Here is a 10,961-nt window from a genome sequence, read left to right on the forward strand (position 1 = left end):
GTCTGGCGGGCACAGGACGTCGAGAAGTGGATCGCCGAGCACCGGCCGTACCTTGACGAGGATGACGTTTAGGGCGGGGCCCACTCTCCACACCGACCCAGTCCCCAAGATCAGGTTGAGACGGGGGCGCTGCCCGATCCCGCCTCCGCACCCTGTGAGCGGGCGGAGTAACTCGGGGCAGACGGAAGCCGTGTCGCGCCGGCACGCCGAGGCAATGGCGTGGCAACTCGCAGGCCCAGACGCAACAACGCCCCCGGCGTGCTGTTGGGGGCCTCGTACGTGGCGGCGCGTCAGAGCGTCTTGACCAGTAGGACGAAGGACTGCCACGCCTGCGGCTCGAACCTCAACGCGAGCCCGTCCGGGTCTTTGCTGTCCCGGACACCGACCACGTCGGCCAGGTTGTCGGCCACCTCGACGCAGTTGCCCTGGTTGCTGCTACGGGTGCTCTTGCGCCACTGGGCGCCGGTCAGGTCACGCATCGCTACGCCTCGGTCGCTGGTGCACGTGCGGACGGCAATGGAAGCCATGCCTCGCCAGCCGCCGATTACGCCCCCTTCCGACGCACTCGCCGGCACGTCCGACGATCATCGGACGCAGGCCGACGTGGGACGGACCGACCGCCATCAACTGGAATCAGGCAGGGGTGCTGACGACCCCTGCGCAGGAGTGGCGGGCCAACGGGGGCCGCTGGTGATTACGCGTGCCGCGCCTCGTCCCCATGTCCCTCAGCGTCCACTGCGGCTGTGCCGTGCCTGCGCCCACCCGTGGCCATGCGGACCCGCCCGGCTCACTCTCACTGCGGAGTACGCCGAGGACCCGGTCGCGCTGTGCGTCTACCTGTGTGCGCAGCTCCACGAGGCCGTGTCAGACCTGCACAAGCTGAACCCGTACTCCGGGAAGAGGCTCGGGCGCTAGCACTCCCGCCCGACCGTGTCGACTCACCGTTGGCGGGCCGCCCATATGACCTGCGCGATGCCGGTGTCTCGCTTTGGCTCCAATGCGGGCTGCAGGCATCCGCTAAACCGTGTGTGAGGCCGCCTTGGTGGCGAAAGGCGGGCTGGGATCAGGGAGGAAACTGGGCCATACTGGCACCCATGAATATCACAGGTCGTGTCCGAACACACTTCGAGCGTGGCCAGGTATCAATAGCCGAGGTTCGTGCCGGTTTGTGGACCGCCATCGATGACGGAAGTTACACGGGATCTGGAGAAAAGTATCAGGCGGCGATCTTGGAGCAATACAAGATCTACGTCGAGATGACGGATCGAATCACTGCACGTCGCGGCCTTACCAACACGTTCTTCCTCACGGTGAACACCGCCATCGTCGCCGGTGCCGGTGCGTTTACGCAGACCCTAGCTCGAGGTCCCAGATTCTTCCTCATTGTTCCGCTGATAATGCTGCTTGTGCAGTGTGGCGCGTGGTTCTGGATACTAAGGTCCTATCGGCAGCTAAGCTCGGCAAAATACCGAGTGATCGGCGCCCTAGAAGAAAGGCTGCCCGCCTCGCCGTACTGGCTGGCCGAGTGGAAGGCGGTCGGCTCCGGCAAAGATAAAGCGCTGTATTGGCCGGTCACGCATCTGGAGCAATGGGTTCCACTCGCGTTCGTTTTTGCTTATTTGATCGTGTTTTGTGTCGCGCTGGCGACATAGCGACTGAAGCCGGATCAATATGCGGTTCGAGCGTCTGGCTTGCAGGCGGAGTTGATGTGCTGATACGAGGCTAATCTCGCGGCGCTGCGGTCAGGGAAATAGACCAGAATCTGGTAGGAGATCTTTCGATGGTGTCCCCAAAATGACAATGCCAACTCTCTGTTTGGTGTAACGTCGCTGAACCTGTCTAAGTCCGCCCACCATTGAAACCACCAACAACCATCCTCAACAGGGCCAAATCGGCAAGTTAGGAAGGACCAGCGTGGAACATCTCTTCTTCGGGTACAGCGCTAAGCCCAGCATCTTGAGAGAAACGATGCATAGCGTTGCGTCCGGTTTGACCGATGGCGCACATATAGCGCATTCAGTCTCCTGGGAAGATCTACTTGTCGACGGCCGGCTGATCGTAAACGAGGTCGAAAAGGCCATTGATCGTTGCACTGTTGGCCTATTTGAGTTGTCCACGCTTAGCCACAACGTGCTGTTCGAGTTGGGCCTGGCAATTGGCAAACGGAAACGGGTAGCGATTCTGATTGATTCCCAAGATGCCGGCGCCATCAAGGCTCTTCGGGATTTTGCACTACTTGTTACAACAGGAACCACTTCCTATCGCAACGCAGAAGACCTAAGTAAGGAAATTCAGAGAATATTGGATGCGCCGCCATTGTCCCTTTGGGACGATCTGACGGATGGTGCCGAACTTCCGCCACCCGATGAGTCAAAGTTGTTTTACATGCCCAGTTTCAAAGAAGACGAGGCGAGCCGAAGGCTTTCCCGCACCCTTGATTCCTACGAAAAGTTCGCCGTCACCAACGTGGATCTCGACGAATACGGCGGGACGCCATTGGCATGGTTTGCCGAGGAGCTATTCATGTCCAGGGTAGCGGTTTTCCACATGACCCCGGAACGGGCGTTCCTTTCCGATACGGCCAATGCCCGTGCGTCGCTGTTAGCGGGAATCGCTCGTGGACTTGGACGAGAGGTGCTTATAGTCATCGAAGACACCGCCAAGACAGCGATTGACTATCGAGACCTAGCACTTCGCTACAGGAACGCCGCAGACCTAGAAAAGCGAGCGGTGGGTTGGATGGAGAATCTTCGCCCACCAACCCAAAGGGCTGCCACGCGAGTTCGGAAGCATCTGAGTGTTGAGCTCGCCGCTCTCCGTTTCGGTAATCATGTCGCGGAGAGTGATCAGGAAGGTCTTGATCACTATTTCGTGGAGACGCGCGACTTTCGCGACGTTGTAGATGCGGCAGCCACGATTTTTACTGGGAAGAAGGGCACGGGAAAGACCGCCAACATGCTTCAGGCAGCCGAAGCACTGCGGTCCGACGCGAGAAACCTCGTTTGTGTCGTTAAACCGGCGAGCTATGAGCTTGAGGGTCTCCTGGAAGTACTGAAGAAAATCGAATCTAGACACTTGGGGGATTACCTGATCGAAGGGCTTTGGAAGTATCTCCTGTATACCGAAGTAGCCGCGCGGGCGGTAGAAGAGGCCGAAAGCCGTCCTGCCGGTGTACCAAGCGGTTCGCCCCTCGACCAACTTCGGCAATGTCTCGAAGACCAACACCGGGGTTCTGAAGCGAGCTTCTCGATACGTCTTGAACGCCTCGTCAAGTCGTTGGATGGCGCCTTGTCCAAAGGAGTCGACGAACACGACATAGAATCATCGCGGCAAAGCGTGAATGCTGCTCTTTACGGAGACACCCTGAAGACGCTTCGCAACTTGATCGGCAGTGCGCTATTCGAGCGAAACCGGATCGCAATTCTTGTCGACAATTTGGATAAGGCGTGGCATAGAGGCGCGGACCTAGAGCTACTCTCACGGCTCCTACTTGGACTACTAACGGTGGTTGGGAGAATTGTCGACGAGTTTAAGAAAGAAAGCTCTCGCAAGACTAGCGTGAACGTGACGCTCACAGTTTTTTTGCGCAGCGACATATACGCGTTCGTACGTGACCATGCACGTGAACCTGACAAGATTGCTACCACCGAGATCGAATGGAGGGATACTGAGCTACTCGCGCGGGTGTTAGAAGACCGGTTTCTGGCTTCGAGGACGAAAAGCCAGAATGCCAGCGATCTTTGGGATAATGCATTCGTTCGCACAGTTAGAGGCATTCCAACGCGGGACTATATGCTGTCACGCGTTCAGCCCCGACCGCGAGACCTGGTGTTTTTTGCGAACGCGGCGGTTTTGAGAGCAAGTAACGCGAAACATGAACGAGTGCAGGAGAACGACATTCTTGAGGCCGAAAACGCCTACAGCACTTTCGCGTTTGAGGCATTACTGGTGGAGGGTGTTGCGACACAGATCGATTTGGAGCCCGTACTAATAGAGTTCGCTGGGGAAAACTCGATAATTAATGAGCCTCGCTTAACCCGAATTCTCAAGGCTTCGTCGTCTATTAGCAGCAAGGACAACCTCGTGGTGATCCTCCGTCGCCTGGGCTTCCTCGGCATAGAGACGAGCGAGTCAGCTTTCGACTATGGAGGAACAGAGGGAGAAATGAGAAGGGCAAACGTGCTAGCGCGTAAACTGACTAAAGCGTTTCGTAAGCCACAGAGATACCAGATCCATCCAGCATACCGACCCTATCTTGAGATAGGTGAGATTTGATCGAGTTCATCTCTTTGTGGCTCAGAAACTTACCTACGTTGTTCGTACGCACCGATTGAGATAAGCATTCACTGCATGGCGAGTCGTTGTTGCCGTTTTGTGGACGCCGTCGTGCGCCGGCCGCTGGTCGGCGAATGCAGCGCGTGGCCCCCTCCCTCATCCTTACTGTCTGCCGTCGACAACCTCCCCCGGGGAGTGAGCCGCCGCTCGGCGCCGCCCACGTCAAGCAGGCCTTGACGGACATACGGACACTCGTGCGCCGGGCGATAAGCTGCTCGGCTTGCCCGCGCCGATGGCGGGTACCCGGCTGATCTTGAACTGCCGAGCACACGGACCGCCGTTTGCGACCCAGGAATGGAGCATTCGAAACAAGAAGCGGCAGGTCACCCGCATACGATCATGATTGCATCAGCTCATTGGGAAGCCGATAGTCGTGCCCGCTCCGGTGGCCCGGTCCTGAACCAGGGCCGGGCCACCGAACGGGCTCCTGCCTACGCCGACGAGGCAGGAGTTTGTGCCGGCACGGAGGCCGGTCCCGGCGCCGGCGTCCCGGCCAACGGCACGGTGACGCTGACGAAATTGCCGTCCCGCTCCATCGGCCCCGGCCGGCCCAGGCGTTGCAGCGTACGCAGCATGCCGACGTTGTCGGCCTGGGTGTGCGCGACCAGCGCGGCATGCTGGGACCAGCCGGCGTGCGCGGCCAGCCGGCGCAGCAGCGAGGTGCCGAGCCCCCGGCGCTGCCAACCGTCTTCCAGCAGCAGCGCCACCTCGCCGAGTTGCCCTTCGGCGATCAGGTTGGCCATCGCGACAACCCGCTCGGGATCAGCGGCCACGGCCAGCAGCGTCACCCCGTGTGCCGGCTCGAGCAGCCGGTTGAGCAGCGCCCGCGAGGGTGCGGAGGAGCCGCTCAGGTAGCGACGGTGCAGGGTGCCGGCCGAGCAGCGGTCGTGCATCGCCAGCACCGCGGGCAGGTCGTCGCTGGTCGCCGGTCGCAGGGTCAGCTCCGACCCGTCGGCGAGCATCACGGCGATCTGGTCGGTGCTGCGGCGCCCGATCGTCGCGGCCAACTCGACCAGGGCCTGGGCCCGGGCGTACTCGGCCGGGGTGAAACCGGGTGCGGCCCGGACGATCTCGAAGGAGCCGCCGGCGGGGTCCGGCAGCTTCATCGCGTCGTCGTGGAAGCCCTGCGACGGCGAGCCGGAGGTCGGTCGCCAGGTGACCGCGGTGGCGCCGAGGAGCACGCCGAGCACGTCACCGAGTGACTCGGGGTCGCGGACGAGTCGGTTCGCCAGCCCCAGCGTGCGGGTCGGCTGGTCCGCCAGCCCACGCGCCTCGGCCCGGGTCACCCACGGGTCACGCCCGCGTCCCCGCTCGACCGCCGCGACCAGTTCCGTCTCGGTCATCGCGTCGGGCGCGTCGACGAGGAAGTCGTCGACGGCGCCCACCTCCGTCGTGTGCACCTGCACCGCCAGGATGTTGACCGATTTCAGGGCCAGGCTCGCGGCGAGCACGGCCAGAAAGCCCGGCCGGTCGTCGACGGTCGCCCTGATCCGCCAGAGTGCCATGGGGTGTCCCCCTTCCACGCGTACCGCCTCGGGCCGCCCGCCGCCGGGCCCAACAAACCCGGTTCTGCGGCCCTACCTCTCAGGAGACCACCTTGTCCCAGCTCTAGCCTGGCTCTTTCCTGTTTCTCCCAGATTGCTCAGCCGTGACTTTTCATGATCGAAAAGTCGGGCGGCGCCGCGCTGACCAGGTCGAGCCGGTCGCCGAGGACGGTCGCGGCGGCCCGGACGAGCTGGGCGATCCGGTCGACCTCGCTGATGTGGAAGGCCGCCGCGGGCAGCCCGTCGCCGTCGTTGCGGACCACCATGAGCACCAGCCCCGCCCGACCGAAGGGGGCGACCGCGTAGCGCTCCCCGTCCGGTCCGTCCATGGCCCGGGCCCGCAGCGGGGTCACCTCGGGCAGCCGCAACGGCTGCGGCGTGCGCCAGCTCGCGTAGGTCACGGCCGGCTCGCACTCCGCCGGGTCGAGCTGCGCCCCGAAGGGGTCGGGCGGCCCGGCGACCGCGGGGTCGAACCGCGCCGCCCGGGGGGCGGCGCCGTTGCGCAGCGCCCAGTCCGCCGGCACGACCGCGGCCACCGCCCAGTCCGCGGCCAGCAGTCCGGGTACGGCGTCGACGAGCGTGGCCAGACCGTCCGTGGGATTGGCGGCGACCTGGCCGAGCAGTTCCGCGTCCTGCCCGCCGTTGCCGGGCGCGCCGATCGCCCGCCAGACGCCGTCCACCTGCACTCCGGGGATCGCGCCGAGGCCGCTGAGGAGCCGCTCCATGCGTGCCACACCCGGCCACACCACCGTGAAGTCGTCGATGGCCCGCCCTCCCAGCCGCTCAAGGACCACGACCTGGACGATGTCGGCGCCGGCGACACCGAGCGTGCGGGCGACCTGCCCGAGCGCTCCCGGCCGGTCCGGCAGCGTCACGCGAACCCTCAACAACATGTCAGCCCCTTCCTGTCGACAGGTCGACGCGCCCCCGCCGACCGACACCCAGCCTGGCCGTTGACCATTTCGCCCCTGTTGCGGCGGCATGTCCCGGCCGCAAAAAAACCGCACGCCACGCAGGTCATGCCCCCCATGGCAGTGCCCACTCACCGCGGTGCCGCACCTTGCCGTGGCCGGCTCTCGTCCGACGTCGCACCCGGGGCGAGGGCGGCAACGACCGGCACTCCGGACGGGGCGGCAACGACCGCACTTGACACTGCGACCTCGGTCCCATCAACTGTTCGGATGACCTACCGCCCGGTAACGGATCCCGTGCCAGCGGCGCCCGGACCGCCGCGCCGTCGTGTGCCGACGCGCGCGCCGGTCGGCGTCCCGACTCACGGATCGGGCCGCTGATGCCGGAGTCCGCGCAGCCCCCGGCGGGACTCGATCTCGACCGGCTCGCCGGCCACCTGGCCCGGCACCGCCCCGATCTGGTCGACGGCGCGCTGACCGCCCGGCTGATCGCCGGCGGCAAGTCCAACCTGACGTACGTCGTGCGCGGCGGCGCCCGCGAGTTCGTGCTGCGCCGCCCGCCGCTCGGTCACGTGCTCGCCACCGCCCACGACATGGGGCGCGAATACCGCGTCATCTCGGCGCTGGCCCCGACCGCCGTGCCGGTGCCGCAGACCCTGCTGCTCTGCGACGACGACTCCGTGCTCGGCGCGCCGTTCTACCTGATGGAGCGGGTCAGCGGCGTGGTCTACCGCACCCGGACGCAGACCGATGAGCTGAGCGCGGAGCAGCGCCGGGCACTCGCCTTCGCGATGATGGACACCCTGGCCGCGCTGCACACCGTCGCCCCGGACTCCGTCGGCCTGGCCGACTTCGGCCGCCCGGAGGGCTATCTCGCCCGGCAGGTCCGCCGCTGGGGCGGCCAACTCGACCGCTCGCGCAGCCGCCCCCTGCCCGGCATCGACGAGTTGCGCGAAGGGCTCGGCGCGACCGTGCCGGAAAGCTCGTCGACGGCGCGGCTGGTGCACGGCGACTACCGGCTCGACAACCTGATGGCCGACCCCGCGACGATGACCGTCCGGGCGGTGCTCGACTGGGAGATGGCCACGCTCGGCGACCCGCTCGCCGACCTCGGGCTGCTGCTGACGTACTGGGATGTGCTCGGCGGCGGCGACGCGGCGACGAACAACCCGGTCGCCGACGGGCTCGGCCCGCGCGCCGGCTTCCCTGCCGGGTCCGAGCTGATCGACCGGTACGCGGCCGGCAGCGGCATCGACATCGGCCCGCTGCACTGGCATATCGCGCTCGGCTGCTTCAAGCTCGCGGTGATCTGCGAGGGCATCCATTACCGCTACACGTTGGGCCAGACGCTCGGTGAGGGCTTCGACCGGATCGGCGACATGGTGGAGCCCCTCGTCGCGCACGGGCTGACCGCCCTCAAGGAGGACTAGATGGACTTCAGCTTCGACGCCCGCACCTCGGAGCTCTACGACGAGCTGCACGAGTTCCTCGTCGACCGGGTCTACCCGGCGGAGTCGGTGCACGCCGAGCAGGTGGCGGCGGCGGGCGACCCGTGGGCGCGCCCGCCGGTGATGGACGAGCTCAAGGCCGAGGCGCGCAACCGCGGCCTGTGGAATCTGTTCCTGCCCGACGCCCGCCACGGCGCCGGCCTGACCAACCTGCAGTACGCGCCGCTCGCCGAGCTGACCGGCCGCAGCCCGCACCTCGCGCCCGAGGCGCTCAACTGCGCGGCGCCGGACACCGGCAACATGGAGCTGCTCTCGGAGTTCGGCTCGCCGGCCCAGCAGGAGCGCTGGCTGCGTCCGCTGCTCGAAGGCGAGATCCGCTCGGCGTTCTGCATGACCGAGCCCGAGGTCGCCTCCTCCGACGCCACCAACATCGCCACCCGGATCCGCCGCGACGGCGACGAATACGTGATCAGCGGCCGCAAGTGGTGGTCGTCGGGGGCGATGGACCCGCGCTGCGAGATCTTCATCGTGATGGGGAAGACCGACCCCGACGCCGACCGGCACCGCCAGCAGAGCATGGTGCTGGTGCCGCGGGACGCCCCCGGCGTGACGGTGCACCGCGGCATGACGGTCTTCGGCTTCAGCGACGGCGCGCACGGCGGCCACGCGGAGATCAGCTTCGACGAGGTACGGGTCCCCGCCGGCCACCTGGTGGCCGGCGAGGGGGACGGGTTCGCGATCGCCCAGGCACGCCTCGGTCCGGGGCGCATCCACCACTGCATGCGGTTGATCGGCATGGCCGAGCGGGCGTTGGAGCTGCTCTGCCAGCGCACCTCCGACCGGATCGCGTTCGGGCGGGCCCTCGCCGAGCAGGGCGTGATCCGCGACTGGATCGCCGAGTCGCGCGTCCGGATCGAGCAGGCCCGGCTGCTGGTGCTCAAGACCGCCTGGCTGATGGACACGGTCGGCAACAAGGGCGCGCACACCGAGATCCAGGCCATCAAGATCGCCACTCCGGCAATGGCCGAGTGGGTGATCGACAAGGCAATCCAGGGCTACGGCGCGGCCGGGGTCAGCCAGGACACCCCGCTCGCCGCTCTCTGGGCGCAGGCCCGCACGCTGCGCCTGGCCGACGGCCCCGACGAGGTGCACCGGGCGTCGCTGGCCCGCCGCGAGCTGCGCCGCTGGGCCAGCTGACCCCCATGATCCCGACGATCTTGGAGTTATGGCTCGTTTCTGTCTGATTTGTGGAGCCATAACTCCAAGATCGTCAAGGATGCGGTTCAGTACGTGAAGCGCCCGACGAGCTGTTGGAGATCGCCGCTCATCCGCGCCAGGTCCTGGGCCGCGCGGCGTGACTCGATGACGCCGGCGCTCGTGCTCTGGGCCGCTGTGGCCACGCCGGTGATGTTCGACGCGATCTCGGACACGCCGGTGGCGGCCTCGGCCACGTTGCGGCTCATCTCGTTGGTGGTGACGCTCTGCTCCTCGACCGCGGCGGTCGAGTCACTCTGGATGGCCTGGAGGGGGGCGGGCGCGGCGGGCCTACCAGCCGCGGCGTCTTCCCCGGACACGATCCCCGGCAAATCTTGCATTTACCGTGGCGGACAAAAGGGATTACCCGCAGCATAAACGCGCCCGAAATTACGAGATCGGCGAGCCGGGGCCGGCCTGGTCAGGCGGATGCGCGGGGCACCATGTGGGTGTCGAGCAGCACGTACGGCGCGGCGAGCTCCTCGCGCCGGATCCGCGACACGAGCAGGCGCGCCATCTGCCGCCCCATCTCCTCCACCGGCTGATGCACCGTGGTCAACGGCGGGTCGGCCTGCTTGGCGATCGCCGCGTCCTCGAAGCCCACCACGGCCACGTCCTCCGGCACCCGCCGGCCGGCCTCGCGCAGCGCCCGCAGCGCACCGCACGCCATCAGGTCGGAGGCGACGAAGACCGCGTCGAGCTCCGGGCAGACCTCCAGGAGCCGGCGCATCCCGGCCGCGCCGCTCCCCTCGCTGAAGTCCCCGTAGGCGATGAGCTCCTCGCTCACCACGCCCCCGCGCTGCCGCAGCGCCTCGCGGTAACCGGTCAACCGCGCCAGGCCCGCGCCCATGTCCTGCGGTCCGGCGATGGTCGCGATCCGGCGGCGACCGCGCGCGAAGAGGTATTCGACCGCCTCGCGTGCGCCGCCGGCGTTGTCCACGTCAACGAAGTACGCCGGCTGCGCGCCGGGCTCCAACATCCGCGCGGGGCGCCCGCCCAGCACGGTCGGCAGCCCCCGCTCCTCCAGCAGGGTGGGGAGCGGATCGGCGTCGTGCAGGGAGAGCAGCAGCACGCCGTCGACGTGCTGGTTGGTGAGGTGATGCTCGACCCGCTCCCGCTCGGCCGGGGACTGGGCCATCGCGAGCCAGAGCTGCATCGGGGTGTCGAGCAGCCCCGAACTGATGCCGCGGACGATGCCGGCGAAGAACGGCTCCCCGAAGACCCGCTCCTCGGACTCGGAGACGACCAGCGCCACCGAGTCGGTCCGCTGGGTGACCAGCGCCCGCGCCGCCCGGTTGGGCACGTAGCCCAGCTCGGCGATCGCCGCTTGCACCGCCGCGCGCGCCTCCGGGCTGACCTGGGGCGAGCCGTTGACGACGCGGGAGACGGTGCCCCGCCCGACGCCGGCGCGGGCGGCGACCGCGTCGAGCGTGGGGCGCCCGAGCGAGCGGGTGCGCTGGGTTGTCATC

Annotated in this window: 10 protein-coding genes; 5 read left to right on the top strand and 5 right to left on the bottom strand. The window is 66.6% G+C overall.

Going from position 1 to position 10,961, the window contains the following annotated elements; all coding sequences use genetic code 11:
* Window positions 1-290: 290 nt before the first annotated feature.
* Window positions 291-479: a DUF397 domain-containing protein gene (locus AB0J06_RS04605; RefSeq protein ID WP_357424575.1), complete on the bottom strand. Its 189-nt coding sequence runs from the start codon at window positions 477-479 to the stop codon at window positions 291-293.
* Window positions 480-690: 211 nt separating this feature from the next.
* On the opposite strand from AB0J06_RS04605, the gene AB0J06_RS04610 reads away from it, so the two are divergent.
* From AB0J06_RS04610 to AB0J06_RS04620, 3 genes are all read left to right on the top strand, one after another.
* The gene (locus AB0J06_RS04610) at window positions 691-915 is read left to right on the top strand and encodes a hypothetical protein (RefSeq protein WP_357424577.1); all 225 of its coding nucleotides are present in this window, start codon (window positions 691-693) and stop codon (window positions 913-915) included.
* Window positions 916-1,094: 179 nt separating this feature from the next.
* A complete protein-coding gene (locus AB0J06_RS04615; protein ID WP_357424579.1) occupies window positions 1,095-1,652 on the top strand; it encodes a hypothetical protein in 558 nt (185 codons plus the stop codon).
* Window positions 1,653-1,914: 262 nt separating this feature from the next.
* Complete coding sequence (locus AB0J06_RS04620) at window positions 1,915-4,275, top strand: hypothetical protein (protein ID WP_357424581.1); 2,361 nt, start codon at window positions 1,915-1,917, stop codon at window positions 4,273-4,275.
* A 491-nt stretch (window positions 4,276-4,766) separates the two neighbouring features.
* Here the strand turns inward: AB0J06_RS04620 and AB0J06_RS04625 are convergent, their stop codons facing one another.
* Window positions 4,767-5,840, bottom strand: a complete 1,074-nt coding sequence (locus AB0J06_RS04625; RefSeq protein WP_357424583.1) for a GNAT family protein — start codon at window positions 5,838-5,840, stop codon at window positions 4,767-4,769.
* A gap of 137 nt (window positions 5,841-5,977) precedes the next feature.
* Entirely contained in the window at window positions 5,978-6,772 is a 795-nt protein-coding gene (locus AB0J06_RS04630; RefSeq protein WP_357424585.1) for an amino acid-binding protein, read from the bottom strand.
* Between the two features lie 398 nt (window positions 6,773-7,170).
* Between AB0J06_RS04630 and AB0J06_RS04635 the strand changes: the two genes are divergently transcribed.
* Both AB0J06_RS04635 and AB0J06_RS04640 read left to right on the top strand, forming a co-directional pair.
* The gene (locus tag AB0J06_RS04635; RefSeq protein WP_357424587.1) at window positions 7,171-8,220 is read left to right on the top strand and encodes a phosphotransferase family protein; all 1,050 of its coding nucleotides are present in this window, start codon (window positions 7,171-7,173) and stop codon (window positions 8,218-8,220) included.
* Window positions 8,221-9,435 (top strand): acyl-CoA dehydrogenase family protein, encoded by a 1,215-nt coding sequence (locus tag AB0J06_RS04640; RefSeq protein WP_357424589.1) that lies wholly within the window; start codon window positions 8,221-8,223, stop codon window positions 9,433-9,435.
* Between the two features lie 86 nt (window positions 9,436-9,521).
* Here the strand turns inward: AB0J06_RS04640 and AB0J06_RS04645 are convergent, their stop codons facing one another.
* Window positions 9,522-9,812, bottom strand: coding sequence for a hypothetical protein (locus AB0J06_RS04645; protein WP_357424591.1), 291 nt, complete (start codon window positions 9,810-9,812; stop codon window positions 9,522-9,524).
* A 101-nt stretch (window positions 9,813-9,913) separates the two neighbouring features.
* Window positions 9,914-10,960, bottom strand: coding sequence for a LacI family DNA-binding transcriptional regulator (locus tag AB0J06_RS04650; RefSeq protein WP_357424593.1), 1,047 nt, complete (start codon window positions 10,958-10,960; stop codon window positions 9,914-9,916).
* Window position 10,961 lies beyond the last annotated feature (1 nt).

The organism is Micromonospora sp. NPDC049679, assembly GCF_040659735.1.
In the GTDB taxonomy this organism is placed as follows: domain Bacteria; phylum Actinomycetota; class Actinomycetes; order Mycobacteriales; family Micromonosporaceae; genus Micromonospora_I.